This window comes from Bradyrhizobium sp. 191 (genome assembly GCF_023100985.1).
GTDB classification, from domain to species: domain Bacteria; phylum Pseudomonadota; class Alphaproteobacteria; order Rhizobiales; family Xanthobacteraceae; genus Bradyrhizobium; species Bradyrhizobium diversitatis.
In genome coordinates this window covers 374,716-397,096 of record NZ_CP064692.1, presented here as the reverse complement: position 1 = coordinate 397,096, position 22,381 = coordinate 374,716, and the positions used below count along the sequence as shown (strand labels likewise).

Annotated in this window: 19 protein-coding genes and 2 tRNA genes; 17 read left to right on the top strand and 4 right to left on the bottom strand. The window is 65.1% G+C overall.

Annotation, left to right across the window (positions count from 1 at the left end; all coding sequences use genetic code 11):
• The first annotated feature begins 27 nt into the window (after window positions 1–27).
• From IVB23_RS01800 to IVB23_RS01790, 3 genes are all read left to right on the top strand, one after another.
• Complete coding sequence (locus tag IVB23_RS01800; protein WP_247802321.1) at window positions 28–762, top strand: tRNA-uridine aminocarboxypropyltransferase; 735 nt, start codon at window positions 28–30, stop codon at window positions 760–762.
• A gap of 93 nt (window positions 763–855) precedes the next feature.
• Window positions 856–929, top strand: a tRNA-Cys gene (locus IVB23_RS01795).
• Between the two features lie 176 nt (window positions 930–1,105).
• On the top strand, window positions 1,106–1,252 hold the full coding sequence (locus tag IVB23_RS01790) for a hypothetical protein (protein ID WP_247802320.1): 147 nt from the start codon (window positions 1,106–1,108) through the stop codon (window positions 1,250–1,252).
• A 78-nt stretch (window positions 1,253–1,330) separates the two neighbouring features.
• Here the strand turns inward: IVB23_RS01790 and IVB23_RS01785 are convergent, their stop codons facing one another.
• Window positions 1,331–1,537 (bottom strand): hypothetical protein, encoded by a 207-nt coding sequence (locus IVB23_RS01785; RefSeq protein ID WP_247802319.1) that lies wholly within the window; start codon window positions 1,535–1,537, stop codon window positions 1,331–1,333.
• Between the two features lie 847 nt (window positions 1,538–2,384).
• Here IVB23_RS01785 and IVB23_RS01780 point away from each other — a divergent pair.
• The 11 genes from IVB23_RS01780 (at window position 2,385) to IVB23_RS01730 (ending at window position 16,423) form a co-directional block, all read left to right on the top strand.
• Window positions 2,385–3,305, top strand: coding sequence for an ABC transporter substrate-binding protein (locus IVB23_RS01780; protein ID WP_247802318.1), 921 nt, complete (start codon window positions 2,385–2,387; stop codon window positions 3,303–3,305).
• A complete protein-coding gene (locus tag IVB23_RS01775) occupies window positions 3,305–4,927 on the top strand; it encodes an amino acid ABC transporter permease/ATP-binding protein (RefSeq protein WP_247802317.1) in 1,623 nt (540 codons plus the stop codon). Before IVB23_RS01780 ends, IVB23_RS01775 begins: the two co-directional genes overlap by 1 nt.
• A gap of 43 nt (window positions 4,928–4,970) precedes the next feature.
• Window positions 4,971–6,212 (top strand): acetamidase/formamidase family protein, encoded by a 1,242-nt coding sequence (locus IVB23_RS01770; RefSeq protein ID WP_061881556.1) that lies wholly within the window; start codon window positions 4,971–4,973, stop codon window positions 6,210–6,212.
• A gap of 274 nt (window positions 6,213–6,486) precedes the next feature.
• On the top strand, window positions 6,487–8,817 hold the full coding sequence (locus IVB23_RS01765; protein ID WP_247804731.1) for an acetamidase/formamidase family protein: 2,331 nt from the start codon (window positions 6,487–6,489) through the stop codon (window positions 8,815–8,817).
• A 13-nt stretch (window positions 8,818–8,830) separates the two neighbouring features.
• Window positions 8,831–9,214: a RidA family protein gene (locus IVB23_RS01760; RefSeq protein ID WP_061881558.1), complete on the top strand. Its 384-nt coding sequence runs from the start codon at window positions 8,831–8,833 to the stop codon at window positions 9,212–9,214.
• Between the two features lie 193 nt (window positions 9,215–9,407).
• Window positions 9,408–9,482: transfer RNA gene (locus IVB23_RS01755), tRNA-Asn, on the top strand.
• Window positions 9,483–9,692: 210 nt separating this feature from the next.
• Window positions 9,693–9,872, top strand: a complete 180-nt coding sequence (locus tag IVB23_RS01750; RefSeq protein ID WP_061881570.1) for a hypothetical protein — start codon at window positions 9,693–9,695, stop codon at window positions 9,870–9,872.
• Between the two features lie 139 nt (window positions 9,873–10,011).
• Window positions 10,012–10,674, top strand: a complete 663-nt coding sequence (locus IVB23_RS01745) for a protein-L-isoaspartate O-methyltransferase (protein WP_247802316.1) — start codon at window positions 10,012–10,014, stop codon at window positions 10,672–10,674.
• Between the two features lie 203 nt (window positions 10,675–10,877).
• Window positions 10,878–12,263 (top strand): TolC family outer membrane protein, encoded by a 1,386-nt coding sequence (locus tag IVB23_RS01740; protein ID WP_247802315.1) that lies wholly within the window; start codon window positions 10,878–10,880, stop codon window positions 12,261–12,263.
• Window positions 12,264–12,658: 395 nt separating this feature from the next.
• Window positions 12,659–13,420, top strand: a complete 762-nt coding sequence (locus IVB23_RS01735; RefSeq protein WP_247802314.1) for a DUF2497 domain-containing protein — start codon at window positions 12,659–12,661, stop codon at window positions 13,418–13,420.
• 126 nt (window positions 13,421–13,546) lie between these two features.
• On the top strand, window positions 13,547–16,423 hold the full coding sequence (locus IVB23_RS01730; RefSeq protein WP_247802313.1) for a valine--tRNA ligase: 2,877 nt from the start codon (window positions 13,547–13,549) through the stop codon (window positions 16,421–16,423).
• A gap of 110 nt (window positions 16,424–16,533) precedes the next feature.
• On the opposite strand, the gene IVB23_RS01725 is transcribed toward IVB23_RS01730, so the two are convergent.
• Window positions 16,534–17,136, bottom strand: coding sequence for a DNA-3-methyladenine glycosylase (locus tag IVB23_RS01725; protein WP_247802312.1), 603 nt, complete (start codon window positions 17,134–17,136; stop codon window positions 16,534–16,536).
• Window positions 17,137–17,266: 130 nt separating this feature from the next.
• Here IVB23_RS01725 and lipA point away from each other — a divergent pair, with 130 nt between their 5' ends.
• The 3 genes from lipA to IVB23_RS01710 all read left to right on the top strand — a co-directional run bounded on the left by lipA (window position 17,267) and on the right by IVB23_RS01710 (window position 20,406).
• Window positions 17,267–18,223 carry a lipoyl synthase gene (gene lipA / locus IVB23_RS01720; RefSeq protein ID WP_247802311.1) on the top strand — a complete coding sequence of 319 codons (957 nt, stop codon included), beginning with the start codon at window positions 17,267–17,269 and terminating at the stop codon, window positions 18,221–18,223.
• 6 nt (window positions 18,224–18,229) lie between these two features.
• Window positions 18,230–18,712: a type II toxin-antitoxin system RatA family toxin gene (locus IVB23_RS01715; RefSeq protein WP_197966238.1), complete on the top strand. Its 483-nt coding sequence runs from the start codon at window positions 18,230–18,232 to the stop codon at window positions 18,710–18,712.
• A 917-nt stretch (window positions 18,713–19,629) separates the two neighbouring features.
• Window positions 19,630–20,406 (top strand): mechanosensitive ion channel domain-containing protein, encoded by a 777-nt coding sequence (locus IVB23_RS01710; protein WP_247802310.1) that lies wholly within the window; start codon window positions 19,630–19,632, stop codon window positions 20,404–20,406.
• Window positions 20,407–20,428: 22 nt separating this feature from the next.
• On the opposite strand, the gene IVB23_RS01705 is transcribed toward IVB23_RS01710, so the two are convergent.
• Complete coding sequence (locus IVB23_RS01705; protein ID WP_061881577.1) at window positions 20,429–21,037, bottom strand: CinA family protein; 609 nt, start codon at window positions 21,035–21,037, stop codon at window positions 20,429–20,431.
• A 3-nt stretch (window positions 21,038–21,040) separates the two neighbouring features.
• Window positions 21,041–22,237, bottom strand: a complete 1,197-nt coding sequence (locus IVB23_RS01700) for a bifunctional 2-C-methyl-D-erythritol 4-phosphate cytidylyltransferase/2-C-methyl-D-erythritol 2,4-cyclodiphosphate synthase (protein ID WP_197966239.1) — start codon at window positions 22,235–22,237, stop codon at window positions 21,041–21,043.
• Window positions 22,238–22,381: the final 144 nt, after the last annotated feature.

The window sequence follows — 22,381 nt, the reverse complement described above, 5'->3', positions numbered from 1 at the left end:
GCGCCGCGCGAAGCGTATAGCGCGCCCATGTCGAACCCAGCAGATACGGCCGTTGCCGATCCCATTCCCGAATGCCCGCACTGCCAGAAGCCGATGCCGCTGTGCATCTGCGACAGCGTCACGCCGATCGAAAACCGGCTGTCGCTCCTGATCCTCCAGCATCCGCAGGAGCAGGACAGGGCGCTCGGCACCGCGCGGCTGCTTGCCAAGCACTTCGCCGATGCCACAGTGAGGGTCGGCCTGTCCTGGCCGAGCTTGTCCAAGGCGCTGGGGCGGCCGGTCGAGAACGCCTCGCACTGGGCCGTGCTCTACCTCGGCTCGGCGCGCGCGGCCGATCTCGAGGCCGAAGGTGAGATCGTCGCTCTCAACCGCAAGGGCGAGGTCGCGGAGAACCAGCGCGCGATCCTCGCCAAGCTCGAGGGCGTGGTGCTGCTCGACGGCACCTGGAGCCAGGCCAAGGCCTTGTGGTGGCGCAATCCGTGGATGCTCAAGTGCCAGCGCGTGATCCTCAATCCGGCGCACCCCTCGCGTTACGGACGTCTGCGCCGCGAGCCGCGCAGCGACGGGCTCTCGACCATCGAGGCTGCCGCGACGATCCTCGCGGGGCTCGAGCGGCGCCCTGACATCGCCGACACGCTGCATGCGAGTTTTGAGCGGTTGTTGACCCGATACCGCGAGGTCCAGGCCGAGATGCCGGAATTGGCGCCCAAACCTGCCCCGAAGGGCCACCGGCGCGACTTCCGGCGTCGCAAACGCGCCTGACTTCGATCCACACCGGAAGAGCCCGTTGTCGCCACGGTCGGACGAAGGCGGTTGCCTAAACGCTTCATCCCCTATATTGCTCCGCCCTTACGGGGCCACGTGGCGGAGTGGTTACGCAACGGTCTGCAAAACCGTGTACACCAGTTCAATTCTGGTCGTGGCCTCCATCGCAACCTTCTGATTTCCCAGGGCAAACTGTCATCACCGCGAGTTCCGCCGAACGCGCGGATGAGACTTGCTGCGCCTTGGCCACCGGGTTTGCCCGGGGGGGCGATTCAGGCCCGGTGGCATAGACTTCGCATCTGCGAAGAGATGCATTCAAAACCCTGAAGCTGGAGAGCACGTGGGCGAGATCGTCCGATTTGTTCCGAAATCCGAGCTGGAGCGGGCTCGCCTCATTCGCGAGGCTCGCGCGATCTATGACAGCATCTTTCCGCCGGCTGCACCCGACCCGGCGCCGCAGGACGGCGAGGAACGCGTCAAGAGTTGATCGTGGTCGCGCCCGGCCCGGGCTCGATAATGCCAAAGCGCCCGCGAGGGGGCCGCATCCGGTCAGGCAAAAGCGCCCTCAGCAGGCCGCATACCAGCCGTCGGGGAAGGGCAGGAGGGGCCAAGCGCCCTCGTTGTCGTTGGCGGCCTTTGGAGTCGTCCTGGGCGTCGCGTCGAAACTCCACGAGCGGGGCACGAATTCCTCCTCCGGCGTGGGAGCCTGATCCTCAAGGACCATGACGTCCCGGACGGCATCCAGCAGCAAGTTGAATTCGGCTTCGCTCATCACACCCTCCGGAACGCGGATGAAGCAATGTCGCAAAGCCGGCTTGTTTTCGGATTGACCCGATCGCTCGCATTTTAACGATCCGGCGATCGGGACCCGATTGGTTAGCGGTTCCTGAAAAAGTCCCGCGCGATTCCTATGTGCCGCCACGACATCGTTGGTGTGAAAGAGATCACATTCCCACTGGCTTATTTCTCCTGGCTCTTCGCACCAAAGTCGCCCGCGCAGGCCGGGCGGGCAGGGCAGGACAGGGCAGCGACGGGCCTGCACCCCTGACGTTTACCGCCTCTGCGCCGGCGAGAATGCCCAAACGTCCGCGCCATCACGACCTGCTTGCGCCGCAACCGGTCCAGCCTCAGCGAGGCCTGTCGCGCGGTGTTCGAGCAAGCTGGCGGGCTGAGTTGTGCGGCCTGTGGGTTTGTGCGCAGCAAGTACCTCGCACGGGCTCACGAATCCGGCATAGTGAGCCTGTGGATATGCTGCGGACAGGCTGTGTAGGGCCGGTGATTTGCTGCGGATGCCGACCGTAGATGCTTCTGTCCGGGGCCGCATCTCCATCGGTAAATGTCACATCTCTGTCAAATCACCTCACCAAATGATTCTCTGACCGGACAGTTTCGCTGTGGCAGCCGGGATCATTTGGCTCTCCCGAACTCGAAAATCCCGCCCCCGCGCCGCTTCATGGCTTGCGAACAGTTTTTGTGCAGCCGTTTGCTCAAACGCCGGGCGCACTCCATCCAATTTTTTGTACGTCCGCGGACAAGCTTTTCGCAGCGCACTCCCGCACCCTTCCGCCCCGATCACTGGACCATGGCAGGCGCCATGACATTTCGGAGGAACTGGCGAGATGGAGAAATCGGTTGGGCCCCAGGCGCGGCGGGGATTGGCGCGCGCATCATTGCCACGGCGCAAGCTCATGCTCGGCGCCGCCATTGCTTTCGGCCTCGTCGTCGCCACGCCGCTGAGCGCGCGGGCCGCAGCGCCCGCTGCCTGCGCCGCGCTTCAGGAAAAGTATCCGGACTGGAAGGGCAAGACGCTCGTCAACGCCATCAACCCGCACACGCCCGGCTATGAGACGATCGATCCCAAGGATCCCAGCAAGTATATCGGCTTCGACATCGATCTCGGCGAAGCCATCGGCGAATGTCTCGGCTTCAAGCTGACCTACAAGGCGGTGACGTTCGCGGCGCTCCTGACCACGCTCGCCGCGGGACAGGCCGACATCGTGATCTCCGACATCTACGCCACCAAGGAGCGCGCCAAGGCCGCCGACTTCATCACCTACTCGAAGGTGTTCGACGGCGTGCTGGTCGCCAAGGGCAATCCGAAAGGCATCAACGGCATCAACATGTCGCTGTGCGGCGCCGCTGCTGCCGAAAACACCGGCTATGTCGAGGTGCCCCTGATCCAGGCGTTGATCCCGGAGTGCAAGAAGGCCGGCAAGCCCGAACCGACCATCCAGCTCTACGACAACAACGCCAACTGCATTCAGGCCATCCTCGCCGGCCGTGCCGACACCTACATCAACGACGTCAACACCGTCGACAGCGCCGTTAAAGCCTATCCGGACAAGCTGGAGAAGGCGATCGCGGTGACGATCCCGTATTCCGTCGGCATCGCCGTGCCCAAGAACAAGCCGAAATTCCGCGACGCCGTGCTCGCCGCGCTGATCGAGGTGCAGAAGGCCGGCACGCACATGGAGCTTCTGAAGAAGCACGGGCTCGATGTGAACAACTTCATGGAGCCGGAAATTCTCACGGCCGACTGATGTCGCTGTTCCTCCACTACCTGAGCATGCCGTATCTGCTCGCGGGCATCGAGCTCACCCTCGAGGTGACTGCCCTCGGGCTCGGCGGCGGATTGATCCTCGGATTGATCCTCGCCGGAATGCAGCTCTCCCGCTTCTGGCCCCTGGCGGCGATCGCCAGGGCCTATACCGTGATCTTCCGCGGCACGCCGCTGATCCTTCAGATGGTGTTCGCCTACGACGCGCTGCCGCATATCGGCATCAAGCTGCCGGCGGTGCTGGCCGCCGGCCTCGCGCTCGCCTGCAACGAGGCGCCGTTCATCGCGGAGATGCTGCGCGCCGGCGTGCTCGGTGTCGACCGCGGGCAGCTGACGGCGGGGCAGGCCCTCGGCATGACGCCGTCAGTGCTGATGCGCAGGATCATCGCGCCGCAGGCCATCCGCACCATGATCCCGGCCTTCGGCAACGAGGCGGTGAGTGCGCTGAAGAATTCCTCGCTCGCCTCCGTCGTCGCGGTGCAGGAGCTGACCTTGCGCTCGACGCAGCTGGCGTCCTCGACCTTCGATTTCTTCTCGATCTTCTTCGCCTCGGGTCTGCTCTATCTCGTTCTGACCACGGCCATCAGCGTCATCCAGCTCTTCGTCGAATGGTGGCTCGATCTCGACCGCACCACGCGCCGCGAGCGCAAGCTCGCCGATTATCTGCCCTGGCGCCGCGTCGATCTGGTCTCCAAGGTCGAACTCGCCGATGCGACCGTCGCCGATCCCGAGCCCGCGCCAGCAGAGCTCGCGGCCACTCCGCCGCTGGCCCTGACCCGCGAGGAGCGCGCCCGCCGCGCCGCGACGATTGCGCGCAACAATATCGCGGTCGAAGTGAAGGACCTCACCAAGAGCTACGGCTCGCAGAAGGTGCTCGGCGGTCTCGACCTCACGGTGCGCATCGGTGAAGTGGTCGCGCTGCTCGGCCCCAGCGGCTCTGGCAAGAGCACGCTGCTTCGCTGCATCAACCACCTCGAGAACTGGGACGCCGGAACCGTGCGCGTCGGCGGCCGGCGCCTCGGCTTCAGCGAGAATGGCAAGCCGCTGTCGCCGCGGGCGATTGCCAATGAGCGCGCCAGCGTCGGCGTCGGCATGGTGTTCCAGCAGTTCAATCTGTTCGCGCATCTGTCGGCGAAGGAGAACATCGCCGGTCCCCTGCGCTGGGTTCACGGCATGACCCGCATCGACGCCGACCGCCGCGCGGCCGAGCTGCTCGACCGCGTCGGGCTCTCGCATCGCGCCCACACGCTGCCGCGGCATCTGTCCGGCGGCCAGCAGCAGCGCGTCGCCATCGCCCGCGCGCTGGCGCCGAACCCGAGCGTGCTGCTGCTGGACGAGCCGACCTCGGCGCTCGATCCGGAGCTGGTCAACGAGGTGCTGGAGGTGATCCGCCGACTCGCCATCGACGACGGCCTCACCATGATCATCTCGACGCACCAGATCCGTTTCGCTGACGAGGTCGCCGACCGTGTCGCCTTCCTGAGCGGCGGCGCGATCATCGAGGAGGGGCCGGCGCACGAGGTGCTCTCCAATCCCCGCAATCCGCTGACGGCGCGATTCCTCAGCGTGATGGAAGCCGACAAGACTCCGGAGGCGGTGCGATGAGCGGCGCATCCGCAAGGTTCAAGACTCCCGAAGAGGCCATCTGATGAAGCATGTCACGCTGCCGGTTTCGCCGAAAACCGTCCACTGGGGCTATTTCTCCAAGACAGTCGCGCCGGCCCTGACGCTGCGCTCAGGTGATCGCGCCACCATCGAGACACTGACCCATCATGCCAATGACGATTACGAGCGCATGATCCAGGGCGATCCCGGCGCCGAGAGCGTGTTCCAGTGGACGCGCGAGCACAAGGCTGTCGCGCGCCGCGGCTCCGGCCCGACGGAGGGCCCGTTCATTCGCGGCGCGGGCGAGGGGATCGGCGTGCATTTGCTCACCGGACCGGTCGCAATCGAAGGCGCCGAGCCCGGCGACATTCTGGAAGTGCGCATCCTCGACGTCCGGCCACGGCCGAGCTGCAGCGCCTGCCATGCCGGCCGCTGCTTCGGCTCCAACGTAGCAGCCAATTGGGGCTTTCACTATCACGACCTGATCGAGGAGCCGAAGCCGCGCGAGGTCGTCACCATCTTCGAGCTGGACACCTCCGGCGAGCCCTACGCGAAGGCGGTCTACAACTATGTCTGGACGCCACAGACCGACCCTGACGGCATCGTGCATCCGACCATCGACTATCCCGGCGTGCGCGTCGATCACGCCACCATCAGGAAGCGCGAGAACATCCTCTCCAGCGTGAAGGTGCCGGCGCGACTGCATTTCGGCACGATGGGCCTCGCGCCGTCGGAGGCCGATTTCGTCAGCTCGATCCCGCCGAGCTACACCGGCGGTAACATCGACGACTGGCGCATCGGAAAAGGCGCGCGGATGTTCTATCCGGTTGCCGTTCCCGGCGCCTATTTCTCGGTCGGCGATCCCCACGCCGCGCAGGGCGATAGCGAGCTCGGCGGCACCGCGATCGAGACCTCGCTGACCGGCGACTTCGAGTTCATCCTGCACAAGAAGGCCGACCTTGCCGGCACCAGCCTCGAAGGCCTCGACCACCCGATGCTGGAGACCGACCACGCCTGGTCGTTCTACGGCTTCACCTATCCGAACTATCTCGCCACGCTCGGCGCCGATGCACAAACCGAGATTGCCAATCACTCCAGTCTCGACCGTGCGATGCGCGATGCATTCAGAAAGCTCCGCCGCTTCCTGATGACTGTGCATCGCCTCAGCGAGGACGAGGCGATCTCGCTGATGTCGGTCGGGGCCGATTTCGGCGTCACCCAGGTCGTCGACGCCAATTGGGGCGTCCACGGCACGATCCGCAAGAACATCTTCCGGTGCGACTGAACCTCTCCCCTTCGTCATTCCGGGGCGACGCAACGCGTCGAACCCGGAATCCATCGCACCACCGTCTTCTGCGCGCAATGGATTCCGGGTTCGCACTTGCGCGCGCCCCGGAATGACGAAGGGGGATCGCCATACTCTAACACTTTGAAGAACAGTCCAATTCCCGGGTGAACACTTGACCAACGAACCTCGTCTTCGGCCCGTCGCTGCGACGGATGACCGCGTGCGTCTGGCACGGAGGTTGCTTCGATCGACTGCAATCTGGGTCGATCCGATGAGCTTCCGCCCGTTCACGAGCGAGTCCTACGCGCAAGACGACCGCCCGGAAGCCTGGCGGGACGTGCTGGCTGCGGTCGGCCTGCAGCCGGCGGGTGGCCATAGCGTATTGGACGGACACGCGACCGCATCGCACCGGCACGCCGCCGGTGTCGCGCTGACGCGCATGGCTGCGGGTGCGCAGAGCGTCGTTCCGCTCTCACGAGCAAGCGACGACCTTCCCATCGCGCTGATGCCGGTCGAGGACGGCATGGTGCTGAAGAGCGCCGGCAGTCATCGTATCGTTCCGGTCGGTCATCTCGTGCTGCTGCCGCGCAGCGGCGATTGGAGCATCGTGTTCCAGCGCGACATGCGCGCCATCGTGCTGTCGGTGACGTCGGAGGCGCTGCATGGCCGCCTTTCGGGCAAGCCGCGGCTCGGCGGGCCGCGCGTCGTTCCGCCCAGCGGCTTTGCCGACGTCTTCTCCCGTCTGCTCGATGCCACTGCACGGACGCTCGACACCCTGAGCGATCCGGAATGGAATTCGGTCGCGCAATCCTTCGTCGATCTGCTGCTGACGCTGGTGCATCAGCTGGCGTCCTCGGCCTCCGATGCTGGATCGAGCGCGACGCAGGCCGCGCTGCTGCACCGGATCTGCCAGACCATCGAGCGTCGCCTCGACGATCCCGATCTGGTGCCGGCGCGCGTCGCGCAGGCCGAGGGAATTTCCGAACGCTACCTGCAAAAGCTGTTCGAGACGGTCGGCGACAATTTCACCCACTACGTTCGCGAGCGCCGCCTCCAGCGCGCCTGGGCCGACCTATCCAACCCAGCCGAGGCGCATCGCTCGATCTCGGAGATCGCCTACGCCTACGGTTCTGGCGACTCCGCGCATTTCAGCCGCGCCTTCCGGCATCGCTTCGGCCTGCCGCCGCGCGAGTTTCGCCAGCAGGAGGCGGAGCGCGCGACGGCACAGCACGGCGTCGCCGGCCAGCGCGGCTGGCCGCAGGAGGCACTGGCGCAGCTTCGCGTCCATCAAAGCGTGGAGACGCGCAGCAGTGTCGCCTGCGCGGGCGCCGAGGCGCGCACGACCGCCGAACGCCGTCATCACCATCTGCCGGTCGAGGCCAGCCGCGTCCATTGGGGTTATTTCAGCCGCTCGCTGCCGCCGCAGATCGAGATCGCCTCGGGCGACACCATCACCATCGAGACGCTGACGCAGCACGCCTCCGACGATCCCGAGTTGATGATATCAGGCGATGCCGCCGCCGAAAGCGTGTTCGGCTGGACGCGGGACAGGAAGAACGTCGACCGCCGCGGCGCAGGGCCCATGGATGCCAGCGTGTTCGGCCGCGGTGCCGGCGAGGGCTTTGGCGTGCACATCTGCACCGGACCCGTCGCTGTGAAGGACGCCCAGCCAGGTGACGTGCTGGAGGTGCGCATCCTCGACATCGTGCCACGGACGAGCCGCAATCCGAACCATGCGGGCCGCGTGTTCGGCTCCTCGGTCGCGGCGTGGTGGGGCTATCACTACAACGAGTTTCTCGGCGGTCCGAAGCCGCGCGAAGCGGTTACCATCTACGAGATCTTCGACGACGCCGAGGTGCCGCACGCCCGTGCGCTCTATTCCTACCGCTGGGAGCCGCAGACCGATCCGTTTGGTGTCGTGCACACCACCTACGATTACCCCGGCGTTCCCGTCGCACCCGCCACGAACAAGCGCCGCCATGGCGTACTCGACGGCATCAAGATCCCCCTGCGTCCGCATTTCGGCGTGATCGCTGTGGCGCCGCGCGAGGTCGATTTCGTCGATTCCGTGCCGCCATCCTATTTCGGCGGCAATCTCGACAATTGGCGGCTGGGGAAGGGAGCAGCCGTGTATCTTCCGGTCTCCGTTCCCGGTGCGCTGCTGTCGGTCGGCGATCCCCATGCCGCGCAGGGCGACGGCGAGCTCAGCGGCACCGCAATCGAGTGCTCGATGACCGGTACCTTCGAGGTGATCCTGCACAAGAAGGCCGATCTCGCCGGCCAGCCCTTCGCCGATCTCTCTTACCCCCTGATCGAGACCGAGACCGATTGGGTGCTGACAGGCTTCAGCCACCCGAACTATCTCGCGGAGTTCGGCGCCCAAGGGCAGAGCGAAGTCTACGCCAAGTCCTCGCTCGACCTCGCCATGAAGGACGCGTTCCGCAAGATGCGGCGCTTCCTGATGAACGTCAAAGGCCTCAGCGAGGACGAGGCGATCGCGCTGATGTCGGCCGCCGTCGATTTCGGCGTGACGCAGGTGGTCGACGGCAATTGGGGCGTGCACGCCATCCTCAGCAAGCGCCTGTTTCAGGACGCATCTTGACAAGGACACCCAAGTGAAATTCCACATGATCAGCGGCGGACCGAAGCCGGTCGCGCCTTTCAGCCATGCGGTCGAGACCGATGGCTTCGTCTTCGTCACGGGCCAGATGCCGGACACGCCGCAGGCGCCGGGCGTGCTGCCCGAGGGCATCGTCGCGCAGACCCGCGCCGTGATGGAGAACCTGAAAGTGGTGCTCGCCGGCCTCGATCTCGGCCTCGAGCACGTCGTGATGACGCGCGTGTATCTGACCCGCTTCAAGGAGGACTATGCCGCAATGAACGAGACCTACCGCACGTTCTTCGCACCGGATCGCCTGCCGGCCCGCACCTGTGTCGGCGTCACCGGGCTTGCCTACGATGCGCTGATCGAAATCGATCTGGTATGCCGGCGGCCGTGATCAAGATGCAGCAGAGCTCGGGCGAGACGTTGCGAGCGTAGCGCAAGCATCCAGAACCCATCCTCGAAAGTCCCCGAAGGGAGGCCGTTCCAGACCTTCCTCAAGGCGCGTTGCGGATGATGACGAATTCGTCCTTTGCAAGCGCAAGCGGCTTTGTTATACGCAGCCGCGCGCGAACGAACGGTTCGCCTTTTCCTCGGTAGCTCAGCGGTAGAGCATCCGACTGTTAATCGGATGGTCGCTGGTTCGAATCCAGCCCGGGGAGCCAAATTTTGCCGACAATTCAGTGATTTACACCCGCATCCTAATGCGGCGAGCGATCTTCTTAGCCTGATTTTGGAGTACGGCCTCCGTAATCCAGCGTGGAATCACGCTTGAACAGATGTGTGCGCGGGCGCGGTGGCGCCATGCGGACGGCGCCAAATCGACTCAATTCAAATCGAGCATTGACCCGCCGGACATTTACGGAGCTTATTCCATGTCAGACATCCAGGCCGACCGTTCTCTCATGGCCCCCTCGATTCTGCCGGCCGACGTTCCCGAACTCAGCGACGACGAATGCATCGCCCGTCTGGCGCGCGCGGTCGAGACGCCGGATTCGGCACGGCTGGACGAGGTCGCCGCTCTGATCGGCCGCCTCGCGGTGGCGATCGAGTAGGACTGGTCGATCCTCCGATTGGGCAGTTGCGGAAGCCTTGGCCTGTCGGGGCCAACGGCCATGTTGCGTTTTGACCGAGCATGCTCCAAAGATGCCGCGAATTTCTTCCGCGGCATCGTCCGCATTGCAGGGTCCGCAAATGTCCGGTTTCTCGACCGCGCGCCAGAAAATGGTCGATGGCCAGGTGCGCACCAGTGACGTCACCGATCGTCGTGTTCTCGATGCCATGCTCACGGTTCCGCGCGAGGCCTTCGTGCCTGCCGCCCGGCAGGCGCTGGCCTATCTCGATCTCGACCTCGACGTGAGCGAAGGCGGCGCCAAGCGGTTCCTGATCAAGCCGGCGCTCACCGGCAAGCTGCTTCAGGCCGCCGAAATCGGCGAGGGCGACAGCGTGCTGGTCGTCGGCTGCGCCACGGGCTACCTCGCGGCGCTGACCGCCAAGCTTGCGCGGCAGGTCGCCGCGACCGAGTGCGATTCGGCCTTGGCCGCGAAAGCCAAGGATGCCTTCACCGCCCTGGGGCTTGCCAATGCTACCTGCCGGGCGGCGGCGTGCCCCGAAGGGGAACCTTCTGCCGCTCCCTATGACGTCATCGTCCTCAACGGAGCGGCCGAGGTGATGCCGGAAGCCCTGCTCGGGCAGCTGAAGGAGGGGGGGCGTCTGGTGGGGGTGTCGGCCGAATCCAGGCCGCCGCGGGCCTTGATCGTGACCCGTACCCACGGTGAATTCGGCCATCGGGCCCTGTTCGATGCCGCAGCCCCGGTCCTTCCCGGGCTGGAACGGGCCGCCGCCTTCGTGTTCTGACGGGCCAAAGCCCGCCAAAATCCCGTTCCGAATCAGAAGTGTGGCAGGGATGCTGCACGTGAAGAGTTTCCGCTGAGAACCACCCTCAGGTAGTTCCGTCGCGCTTGCCCCCGTCCTATGTTGCAGCGGGGCGATGACTCCTCGTAGACGGTAAACCCAGCTCGTGGGCACGGGGTGGGCGTTAGATGAACGGAATTTAAGGGATGCATGGGGTGAAGCTCTTCACCGGAGCTGCGGTTTCGGTCCTGCTGCTGGCGCTTGCCGGGCCGACGCCTGCCTTGGCGGAGACGATGGAAGGCGCGCTCGTGCGTGCCTATCAGGACAATCCGCAGCTCAACGCGCAGCGCGCCCAGGTGCGTGTGACCGACGAAAACGTGCCTCAGGCACTGTCCGGGTATCGCCCGAGAGTTTCGCTGACTGCGAGCGCCGGCTATCAATATCAGGACATATTGAGCGCGCCGGGCACTGGACCAATCAACGGGACGACCGTCCCCCGCAGCGCCGCCGTTACCATTCAGCAGTCTCTGTACAACGGCAACCAAACCGCCAACCGGGTTCGGGGCGCAGAGCATCAGGTCTCCGGCGCGCGCGAGGGGCTGCGCAATCTCGAGCAAAGTGTTCTGTTCTTGGCGGCGCAGACGTACATGGACTATCTGCGCGATTCGGCGACGGTCGAGGTCAACAAGAGCAACGTCCGGGTCCTCGAGCAGACGTTGAAGCAGACCCGCGACCGCTTCAACGTCGGCGAAGTCACTCGCACCGACGTGGCGCAATCGGAAGCGCAGTTGGCTGCAGGACGAACGTTGGAGCAGCAGTCTGAGGCCACGCTGACGGCGACGCGCGCGACCTATCGCCGTGTGATCGGCAACGACCCTGTCAACCTTGCGCCCGGCTCGCCGGTGGATCGTTTGCTGCCGCCGTCGCTGGCAAAAGCGGTCGAGCTTGCGCTTATTGAGAACCCGACAGTCACAGCAGCGATGTTCGGCATCGATGTCGCTTATATGAGCGTGAAGATCAATGAAGGCGCGCTGCTGCCGACGGTCACATTGCAAGCGACCGCCCAGCAGGCAAACGAACAGACTTTGATTCAAAACAGGGCGTTCAGCGCCTCTGCTGTCGCGCAAGCTTCGTGGCAGCTCTATGCGGGCGGCTCCGAATATTCCCTGATCCGGCAGTCCAAGGAGTCGCTGGCCCAGCAGCGTCTTACGCTTGATCAGACTCGTGACCAGGCTCGCGCTGACACCGCATCTGCCTGGGGCCTGCTCCAGGCATCCAAAGCGCAGGTGACGTCCGCACAAGCCCAGGTGACGGCATCCGAGATCGCGCTGAACGGTGTGCGCGAGGAGGCAAAGGCCGGGCAGCGCACCACGCTCGACGTTCTCAATGCGCAGCAGGCGCTGGTCAACGCCCGCATCAATCTCGTGAACGCGCAGCATGATCGCGTTGTGAATTCCTACAGGGTCCTCAGTACCGTTGGCCGCCTGTCGCCGCAGGTGCTTGGTCTGCGGACCACAACCTACGACCCCAGCGTTCACTATCATCAGGTACGCGACAGCTGGGCCGGCGTGCGTACGCCCGACGGACGCTGATCCTCCCAAAACGCGATGCGATCAGGATGAATCGCCATCGCGCTTTAGGTTTTTGTTCAAGCACGATCTTTTCGGAATACCTCTCCGGATCGTGCCTTGGTGATTCGGGCGACCTCGCCGACAGCCGAGGTCGACCGGTGCTTTGCTTGCAATCGTCAAAATCCCTGACATAGCCTTGCCAGAATAATGCGGGTCGATTCGGCCCCGCGTTGATGTCGTGTGCGTAATGCTTGAGTGCCGGCGCGGGGGCGCACCGCTGCACGTTGAGCCGTGATCTGGGGACAAGTCGGGCTGCCGCGACGAAAATGAGGGGCCTCCCGTCCGGAACCGGCCAATCCTGTCGTGCTTGGTGGTAAAACGACGCATGCGAGGGCGTTGATGATGTGGAGTCGGAGATGACGCAGCCTGCAAAGGTCACAGAACCCTCGATGGAGGAGATTCTGGCCTCGATCCGGCGCATCATTGCCGACGATGAGGCAAAGCCCCCGCCGGCTGAGGCCGCCCAGCTCGAGAAGGCCGCAGCGCCCGCGACGCCGCCGAAGCCGCAGGCAATGAACGACATCCCGCCATCCAAGGTCGCGCCCGCAAAATCTGCTGCCGAGAAGCCGGCGCCGCCAGTTGCGAAGCCGGCTCCGCCGCCGCCACCCGCGCCCGCGGCGGACGCCACCAACAACCAGGACGATATCGACGCGCTGCTGGCCGGGCTCGACGCGGCCACACCTGCGCCCGAGGTCCGCGCTCCCGAGCCAGAACCAGAACCCGATGTGCTCGAATTGACGGACGAGATGGCGGTGGATCCGACACCGCCTCCGCCGCCGCCCAGCTTCCGCAAGGTCGAGCCGCGCGACGATCTCGAATTCGCCGAATCGCCCCCGCCACGGCCTACACCGCCGCCGTCCTACGCGCCGGTGGACTTTGACGCCCCGCCGCTGCCGCCGCAGCAGCCGATCCTCGCGCAATCGACGGTCTCCGCGGTCGAATCCGCCTTCAACTCCCTGGCCCACACGGTGCTCAGCAGCAATGCACGGACGCTGGAGGACCTGGTCAAGGAGATGCTGCGGCCGATGCTGAAGTCCTGGCTCGACGACAACCTGCCGGGCCTCGTTGAACGCATCGTGAAGGCCGAAATCGAGCGGGTCTCGCGCGGCGGCCGCTGAGAAGGGCCATACGGCCCCGATATAGCCCCGCTCGTACGCCATATTGGGCTCGTCGACCGGGCCGGAAAACCCGTGCGCTGACGTTTTCGTTGACTTGGCCCACTCGCGCGGCTTTCTAGCTGCCCCATGATCGAGAAAAATTACCAGCCCGCCGATATCGAAGCCCGCATGTCCGTCGTGTGGGAAGATGGCCTTGCCTTCAAGGCCGGTCGCCCCGACCGGCGTGATGCCGTGCCCTTCACCATCGTGATCCCGCCGCCGAACGTGACGGGTTCGCTGCACATGGGCCACGCCCTCAACAATACGCTGCAGGACATCCTGTGCCGGTTCGAGCGCATGCGCGGCCGCGACGTGCTGTGGCAGCCCGGTACCGACCATGCCGGTATCGCCACCCAGATGGTGGTCGAGCGGCAGCTGATGGAGCGTCAGCAGCCCGGCCGCCGCGAGATGGGCCGCGCGAAGTTCCTCGAGCGGGTCTGGCAATGGAAGGCCGAGAGCGGCGACACCATCATCAACCAGCTCAAGCGGCTCGGCGCGTCCTGCGACTGGTCGCGCGAGCGCTTCACCATGGACGAGGGCCTGTCGAAAGCCGTCGTCAAGGTGTTCGTCGAACTGCACCGCGAGGGACTGATCTACAAGGACAAGCGGCTGGTGAACTGGGACACCAAGCTCTTGACCGCGATCTCGGATCTCGAGGTGCAGCAGACCGAGGTCAAAGGCCACCTCTGGTACCTGCGCTATCCGATCGAGGGCAAGAATTTCAACCCCGAAGATCCCTCGAGCTTCATCGTCGTCGCGACCACGCGTCCCGAGACCATGCTCGGCGATACCGGCGTTGCCGTGCATCCCGAGGATGAGCGCTATCAGAAGCTGATCGGCAAAAACGTCATCCTGCCGCTGGTCGGCCGCAAGATTGCGATCGTTGCCGACGAGTACTCCGATCCGGAGAAGGGCTCGGGCGCGGTGAAGGTGACGCCGGCGCACGACTTCAACGATTTCGAAGTCGGCAATCGCCACGGCTTGAGCCGGATCAGCGTGCTCGACAGGGAAGGTTGCCTCGATCTCCTCGACAACGAGGATTATCTGCGCGACTTGCCTGAAGGCGCCGCGCAGTTCGCCGAGGAGTTCCACAAGGTCGACCGCTTCGTCGCGCGCAAGCGCATCGTCGAGCGGCTGGAATCGTTCGGCTTCGTCGAGCGGATCGAGCCGCACACCCACATGGTGCCGCACGGCGACCGCTCGAACAGCGTGATCGAGCCCTATCTGACCGACCAATGGTATGTCGATGCCAAGACGCTGGCGAGACCTGCGATCGCCGCGGTTCGTTCGGGCGAAACGACGTTCGTGCCGAAGAACTGGGAAAAGACCTATTTCGACTGGATGGAGAACATCCAGCCCTGGTGCATCTCGCGCCAGCTCTGGTGGGGCCACCAGATCCCGGCCTGGTACGGACCTGACGGCAAGGTGTTCGTGGCCGAGACCGAGGAGGAGGCCGTCAGTCACGCGCTCGGCTATTACGTCGAGCAGGAAGTCATCACGGTCGAGCAGGGGCGCGAGATGGCGCTCGACCGCAACAAGCGCGAAGGCTTCATCACCCGCGACGAGGACGTGCTCGACACCTGGTTCTCCTCGGCGCTGTGGCCGTTCTCGACGCTCGGCTGGCCGGACGATACGCCCGAGGTGCAGCGCTATTACCCGACCAACGCGCTGGTGACGGGCTTCGACATCATCTTCTTCTGGGTCGCCCGCATGATGATGATGGGCCTGCACTTTATGAAGGAAGTGCCGTTCTCGACCGTTTACATCCACGCCCTCGTCCGCGACGAGAAGGGCGCCAAGATGTCGAAGTCGAAGGGCAACGTCATCGATCCGCTCAACCTGATCGACGAATACGGCGCGGACGCGCTGCGCTTCACGCTGGCGGCGATGGCGGCGCAGGGGCGCGACATCAAGCTCGCCACCAGCCGCGTCGAGGGCTATCGCAATTTCGCGACGAAGCTCTGGAACGCGTGTCGCTTCGCCGAGATGAACCACTGCGCTGTTCCTGAAGGGTTCGAGCCGGCGAACGCGAAGGAGACGCTAAACCGCTGGATTGCGCATGAGACTGCGCACACCACGCGTGAGGTGACCGAGGCGATCGAAGCCTATCGGTTCAACGACGCTGCGGGCAGCATCTATCGCTTCGTCTGGAACGTCTATTGCGACTGGTATGTCGAGCTTGCAAAGCCCGTGCTGCTCGGTCCGGACAGTCCCGCCAAGGACGAGACCCGCGCCATGGTCGCCTGGGCGCGCGATGAGATCCTGAAGCTGCTGCACCCCTTCATGCCCTTCATCACCGAGGAGCTGTGGGAGGTGACGGCCAATCGCGAGGGCCTGCTGGCATTGGCGCCGTGGCCGCTGAAGCAGGTCGAACCGACGCCGGAGCAACTCGCGATGCTCGCGGCGACGACGGGTCCGACCGATGCACTCGTTTCGCCGGCCTGGGTGCTGCCGATCTTCGATCATGCCGACTTCACCGATCCCGCGGCCGAGGCCGAGATTGGTTGGGTGATCGACCTCGTCACGCAGATCCGCTCGGTGCGCGCCGAGATGAACATCCCGCCGGCGACGCTGACGGCGTTGGTGCTCGCCGGCGCCTCGGCCAAGACCAGGGAGCGCGCGCCGCGCTGGACCGACGTCATCAAGCGCATGGCCCGGCTGTCGGACATTTCCTTCGCAGAACGTGCGCCTGACGGCGCGGTTCAGCTCCTGGTGCGCGGTGAGGTGGCTGCGCTGCCGCTGAAGGGCGTGATCGACGTTGCTGCCGAGCGTACGCGGCTCGACAAGGAGATCGGCAAGGCCGACGCCGACATCAAGCGCGCCGAGTCCAAGCTGGCGAACGAGAAGTTCGTCGCCAACGCGGCGGAGGAGGTCGTCGAGGAGGAGCGCGAAAAGCGCGAGGCCGCGCTGGCGCGCAAGGCCAAGCTGCTCGAGGCGCTGGAGCGGCTGAAGCAGGCGTCTTGATCTCGCTGTCATTCCGGGGCGATGCGTAGCATCGAACTCTGGTGCGCAATTGCGCACCTGAGAATCTCGAGGTTCCGGGTTCGCGTCTTCGACGCGCCCCGGAATGACGACTACTTCGGAAACGGCTTGCTCAAGAACTTCGAGCCTTTGAGGCCATAGCGCCATGGCAGCTCGACCGCCTTGGTGATGCCGATGCGGATGCCGGTTGCGACCTCGACCTCCTCGGTTCGCGCATGCAGCGCGATTGGCGGACGGTCCAGCGGCAGGGCGTTGTGCGCGATGGTGATGCCGAGCGCCTCGGTCAGCTTGCCCGGGCCCGAGCACAGCGCATGCGCATCCTGGAGATGCCGGCGCCGGCGCATCGCAGCCAGGCCGTGCGTCGGCTCCAGCGCGCGGATCAGCACGGCGCTGGCCGAGCCTTCCTCCTCGCAGACGAAGTTCACGCACCAGTGGATGCCGTAGGAGCGATAGACATAGGCAAAGCCGGGCGGGCCAAACATGACCTTGTTCCGCGGCGTCGGTCCGCGATAGGAGTGTGCGGCTGGGTCGGTATGATGATAGGCCTCGACTTCGACGATGATCCCGCCGACACCGTTGACCAGCATGGTCGCGCCGATCAGGTCGGGTGCGACCTCATGCACGCTGCGGCCGAAAAAGGTCCGCTTCAGCTGCTTGCCGAGCCGCGGTGTGGATGCGTTCGAGATTGGAGCCATTCGAGGTGAGAATCGCCTGAGAACAGAGCAGGATATTGCCCATATCTGCCATGTTCCCTGAAGCGGCGCGAGCCGGGTTGCGGCAGGCAGCCAGACCGATTAGGTAGGACCTGAACAGACCGGACACCCCATGGTCGTTATTGTCGATACCATCTCGAACCCGCTGCGCCCGCGCCACCCCGAAAAGGTGAACCGGCCTGATTCCGCTTCGCCGCCCAAGCCGGACTGGATCCGCGTGCGCGCGCCGAATACCCGCGGCTATGCCGACACCCGCAACATCGTACGGTCCAACGGCCTGCACACGGTGTGCGAGGAGGCCGGCTGCCCGAACATCGGCGAGTGCTGGGACAAGAAGCACGCGACCTTCATGATCATGGGTGACACCTGCACCCGCGCCTGCGCCTTCTGCAACGTTAAGACCGGCCTGCCCAATGCACTGGATGCGGCCGAGCCGCAGAACGTCGCCGAGGCGGTCGCCAAGCTCGGCCTCGCTCATGTCGTCATCACCTCCGTCGACCGCGACGACCTCGCCGACGGCGGCGCCGAGCACTTCGCCCAGACCATCCGCGCGATCCGGGCCGCGTGCCCCTCGACCACGATCGAGATCCTGACGCCGGACTTCCTGCGCAAGGAGGGGGCACTCGAGGTCGTCGTTGCGGCGAAGCCCGACGTGTTCAACCACAATCTCGAGACCGTGCCGTCGCGCTATCTCACGGTGCGGCCCGGCGCGCGCTATTTCCACTCGATCCGGCTGTTGCAGCGGGTCAAGGAGCTCGATCCCACCATCTTCACCAAGTCCGGGATCATGGTCGGTCTCGGCGAGGAGCGCCACGAGGTGCAGCAGGTGATGGACGATCTGCGTTCGGCCGAGGTCGACTTCCTGACCATCGGGCAATATCTCCAGCCGACCCGCAAGCACCATGCCGTGATGCGGTACGTGCCGCCGGACGAGTTTTCGTCTTACGAGAAGATCGCCTACACCAAGGGCTTCCTGATGGTGTCGGCGAGCCCGCTGACCCGCTCGTCGCATCATGCCGGCGAGGACTTTGCGAGACTGAAGGCCGCGCGGGCAGCTAACGCCCACTGAACCGATATGCCCCGTTTTTCCAGCAAGCGCCGTGTCAATCACAGCGCATCCGAGATGTTCGATCTGGTCGCCGACGTCGAGCGTTATCCGGAATTCGTGCCGCTGTGCAGCGCCCTGAAGGTTCGTCAGCGCATGGCAAAGCCCGACGGCACCGAGGTGCTGGTTGCCGACATGACGGTATCGTTCAAGCTGGTCAAGGAATCCTTCACCAGCCGGGTGACGCTCGACCGCGCCAATCTGAAGATCCTGGTCGAGTATCTGCAGGGTCCTTTCAGCAACCTCGAAAACCGCTGGACGTTCGAGCCCAAGGGCCAAGAGGGGGGTGAGGGCGTTTGCGATGTCGGATTCTTTCTCGCCTACGAGTTCAGGAGCCGCATGCTGGCGATGCTGATGGGCTCGATGTTCGACGCCGCGTTCGCGCGCTTCTCGACCGCGTTTGAAAAGCGCGCCGACGCGATCTACGGCCGGCCGAAGCTGGCATCGACGTAGGTTGGTAGCGCTCGTGTCCCGACGCGCTGCAATGCCGAGCATTGCTGCGCAGAGCGGGGACGCAGGTCTTGCAAGCAAAGCATGGGTTCCGCTCCGCAGCGCACCGCTAAAAGAGCACTGCGCCGCGTCCGGGGGCACGGGCGTCCCCCTCAATCCACCGCCTTCACGACGTCAGGCGGCATTGCTGCCTGCGTCCACCGCAGCTCACCCCGCGTGTCGTGACGATCGCGATACGCCCTCTGACCGGGATGAGGTGACGGACGGGTACGCCAAATCCGAACTTCGGTAAAGCGGAATATTTTCGCCGGCGCGGATTGACCTGCCGGCTGGGTGTCTTGCCCGACAGGCAGCACAAGGGCTGGTAGGGATGGGCTGTCACGCGCAAGCCTCTGGCGCACGATCGAGCAGTCAGACTTCGTGCGGGCCAAGGTGACCCGTGCGGTCCGGGCCAAAACGTAGAGCAGCGGCGGAACACCCCTTGCCCGCGAGCGGTACACCTGTAAGGGGTGTATTTACTAAGGAATTCAACTAGAATATGAGTCGGGCGCGGGGGCTTGCGGAGCTGGACGGGACAGATGGCGCGCTGGAAGCAATCGTGGAGCGAGGAAGACCTCAACCGACTCAGGGAGCTTGCAGGCACCAAGCCGATTACGACCATCGCGAGAGAGCTCGGACGGACCACGGGGACGGTGCTTGCGAAGGCGATCGAGCAAAAGCTCCCCGTCATGTGTCGTGTCGAGCGAGCGGCGCAATAACGAGATTCGCGATGAACCTGGAATTCCGGCCGGTCAGTACCCGAGTTTCACGTCGCTCCCACCCATGCGATGCCGCGTCGGGCGCTTGACGATTGGCTAGCCCCGAAGGGGATCATTTTCCACGACAGCGAGTTCTAACCGATTGCCTTGGTTGGAGCCGCCATGACCGTCAATTTCGACACGGTGAAAGCCTCGCTCGTTCTCTATGGGCTGAACGCGATCTACGCGATCCTGCTGCTCGCCATCGGCTGGTACCTGTCCAGCGCGATGCAGCGTTTCGTCGCGCGCGTCCTGAGCGTCACGCATCGCGTCGATCCGCTGGTGACGTTGTTCGTGGGCAGCCTCGCGCGCTATGGCGTGCTCGCGGTGGTCGGCATCGCCGTGCTGCAGCTCTTCGGCATCCAGACCGCGAGCCTCGTCGCCGTGCTGGGCGCCACATCTCTCGCCATTGGTCTGGCGTTGCAGGGTACGCTCTCCAATCTCGCTGCCGGCGTGATGCTGCTGTTGTTCCGGCCCTTTCGCATCGGCGACGACGTCGAGGTCACCGGCAAGGCGGGGAAGGTGAGGTCGCTGTCTCTGTTCATGACCGAACTCGTCGCGGCCGACAACACGCAGATCCTGCTGCCGAACGGACAGGTGTGGGGTGCCGCGATCGTCAACCACAGCGCCTATCCCGGCACCGGCGAGGTCAAGGTGGCGTTTCCGGTTCCGGCCGGCGCCGCTTCGGCGCTGGCCGATCGGATCCTGACGGAGCTGCGCAATGACTCCCGCATGGACGATCAGGCTGCGCCTGCCGTCAACATTTCCAGAGTGGTCGATGTCGCCAATCCGGCGTCGCCGATCGTGGAGTTGACGGTCAGCGCGAAGGCCAAGCCGTCACAGGTGGACGCGGTCAGGCAGTGCGTGCTGGATCACGCCAGCGCGCTGCTCGCGGCGTAGGCGTTTCGGCGGCGCAGATCTTTCAGCCTCGCGGCGAACGCGGCGGCCTGCGCTTCACCGCATGCCGGCGCGGCGAGCGGGTCACGCGCGGGCGCAGGCGGCTGGCGGCGGTGCGCTGCGGCTTGGCCGCGACTTGCGGGCCGCGGGCGAGCTCCATCAGCATCCGCAGCGCCTCGACCACCGAGCGGGCGCGCACGGCGCTGCGGCCGATCGCGCCAAAACGGTGCTCGCGATGGATGATGCGGCCGTCGCGCGCGGCGGCCGCGAAGTGCACGAGACCGACCGGCTTGCCGGGCGTGGCGCCGCCAGGGCCGGCGATGCCGGTGATGGCGACGGCGAGATCGACATCGGCACGCTCCAGCGCGCCGATTGCCATCGCAGTCGCGGTCTCCTTGCTGACGGCGCCGAAATTCGTCAGCGTGCTCGCTTCGACCCCCAACATCGCGCGCTTGGCGTCATTGGAATAGGTGACGAAGCCGCGGTCGATCACGTCGGAGGAACCGGGGATGTCAGTCAGCGCGCCGGCGACGAGGCCGCCGGTGCAGGATTCCGCAGTCGCGATCGTCAGCTTGCGCATCCGGCACAGATCGAGCAGCGAGCGGGAGAGGGCGCGTGCGTCGCTGCCGCCCATGGCTTACGCGCTCCATGTCTTTTCGTTGAACGGCAGGCGGATGGTGGCGCTCGCGGTGGCCGCGATGCCCTCCTCACGGCCGGTGAAGCCAAGGCGTTCGCTGGTCGTTGCCTTCACCGCGACGCGGGAGATATCGACGCCGGAGATCTCGGCGATGCGCGCGCGCATGGTGTCGCGCAAGGGACCGATCTTCGGCCGCTCGCAGATCAGCGTCACCTCGAGATTGGCGACGCGGCCGCCGCGCTGGGCGACGCGCTCGATGGCGTATTTCAGGAACTGGTCGGAGGAGGCGCCCTTCCATTTCGCATCGCTCGGCGGGAAGTGCGAGCCGATGTCGCCGTCGGCCAATGCCCCGAGGATGGCATCCACTAGGGCATGCAGGCCGACATCGCCGTCGGAATGGGCCAGGAACCCCTTGGTGTGCGGCACGCGCACGCCGCAGATCATGACATGGTCGCCTTCACCGAAAGCGTGCACGTCGTAGCCGGTGCCGGTCCTGATGTCGCCGAGCAGGGCAGCTAGGCGCGCTTCCTCGCGCACGAAATCCTCGGGAGTGGTGAGCTTCATATTGGCAACATCGCCCTCAAAGGTTGCGACCGTCAATCCCGCCCATTCGGCAATCGCGGCATCGTCGGTGAAATCAGAGCGCCCGTCCTTCGCCGCGCGACGATGCGCCTCGAGGATGACGTCGAAACGAAAGGATTGCGGCGTCTGCGCGATTCTGAGGCGCGCCCGGTCCGGCGTGTCCTCGACATTGCCGCCCTCGCCGGTGAGCTTGATGGTATCGGTGACGGGCACGACCGGGATCGCAGCGCCGGCGCGGCCCGCCGCTTCGATCGCGCGCGAGATCACGCCTGCCGAGACGAAGGGGCGGGCGGCATCGTGGATCAGCACGATGTCCGGCTTGTGCTTCGCCAGCGCTTCGAGGCCGGCGAGCACTGAGGCCTGACGGGTGGCGCCGCCATTGGTCGGCGGCTCGTGCCTCAGCCCTGTGACCGCTGCGGTGAACATAGCGCTGTCGTCGGGGTTCACCACCGGCTGCACCGCAGATACCTCCGGGTGGCGGCTGAACGCCTCCATGGCGCGGTAGATCACCGGCACACCGCCAATCTCGCGATATTGCTTGGGCCCGCCGGCGCCCGCACGCAGTCCACGCCCGGCTGCGACGAGAACGACTGCGGTGCGCTGTGATTTCGCCATAGGACTCAATTACTCAGTTGCTCATCAAGGAGTCGGGGAGGGGATTGCCGGCATGCCTCTAGCACGGCAGGCCCGCAAAAAAAGGGGGTTTCCCCGGATTGTGGGAAACAGCATTTTGCTGCACTGCACTTGAAAGATCTGCAG

What these genes read in the sequence shown, in the direction of transcription:
- lipA (WP_247802311.1), top strand. Translation starts at nt 17,267, where the DNA reads ATGGTCGTTATTGTCGATACCATCTCGAACCCGCTGCGCCCGCGCCAC.
- IVB23_RS01730 (WP_247802313.1), top strand. Translation starts at nt 13,547, where the DNA reads ATGATCGAGAAAAATTACCAGCCCGCCGATATCGAAGCCCGCATGTCC.
- IVB23_RS01780 (WP_247802318.1), top strand. Translation starts at nt 2,385, where the DNA reads ATGGAGAAATCGGTTGGGCCCCAGGCGCGGCGGGGATTGGCGCGCGCA.
- IVB23_RS01745 (WP_247802316.1), top strand. Translation starts at nt 10,012, where the DNA reads ATGTCCGGTTTCTCGACCGCGCGCCAGAAAATGGTCGATGGCCAGGTG.
- IVB23_RS01770 (WP_061881556.1), top strand. Translation starts at nt 4,971, where the DNA reads ATGAAGCATGTCACGCTGCCGGTTTCGCCGAAAACCGTCCACTGGGGC.
- IVB23_RS01725 (WP_247802312.1), bottom strand. Translation starts at nt 17,136, where the DNA reads ATGGCTCCAATCTCGAACGCATCCACACCGCGGCTCGGCAAGCAGCTG.
- IVB23_RS01710 (WP_247802310.1), top strand. Translation starts at nt 19,630, where the DNA reads ATGACCGTCAATTTCGACACGGTGAAAGCCTCGCTCGTTCTCTATGGG.
- IVB23_RS01765 (WP_247804731.1), top strand. Translation starts at nt 6,487, where the DNA reads ATGAGCTTCCGCCCGTTCACGAGCGAGTCCTACGCGCAAGACGACCGC.
- IVB23_RS01785 (WP_247802319.1), bottom strand. Translation starts at nt 1,537, where the DNA reads ATGAGCGAAGCCGAATTCAACTTGCTGCTGGATGCCGTCCGGGACGTC.
- IVB23_RS01705 (WP_061881577.1), bottom strand. Translation starts at nt 21,037, where the DNA reads ATGGGCGGCAGCGACGCACGCGCCCTCTCCCGCTCGCTGCTCGATCTG.
- IVB23_RS01800 (WP_247802321.1), top strand. Translation starts at nt 28, where the DNA reads ATGTCGAACCCAGCAGATACGGCCGTTGCCGATCCCATTCCCGAATGC.
- IVB23_RS01750 (WP_061881570.1), top strand. Translation starts at nt 9,693, where the DNA reads ATGTCAGACATCCAGGCCGACCGTTCTCTCATGGCCCCCTCGATTCTG.
- IVB23_RS01700 (WP_197966239.1), bottom strand. Translation starts at nt 22,237, where the DNA reads ATGGCGAAATCACAGCGCACCGCAGTCGTTCTCGTCGCAGCCGGGCGT.
- IVB23_RS01715 (WP_197966238.1), top strand. Translation starts at nt 18,230, where the DNA reads ATGCCCCGTTTTTCCAGCAAGCGCCGTGTCAATCACAGCGCATCCGAG.
- IVB23_RS01735 (WP_247802314.1), top strand. Translation starts at nt 12,659, where the DNA reads ATGACGCAGCCTGCAAAGGTCACAGAACCCTCGATGGAGGAGATTCTG.
- IVB23_RS01775 (WP_247802317.1), top strand. Translation starts at nt 3,305, where the DNA reads ATGTCGCTGTTCCTCCACTACCTGAGCATGCCGTATCTGCTCGCGGGC.
- IVB23_RS01740 (WP_247802315.1), top strand. Translation starts at nt 10,878, where the DNA reads ATGCATGGGGTGAAGCTCTTCACCGGAGCTGCGGTTTCGGTCCTGCTG.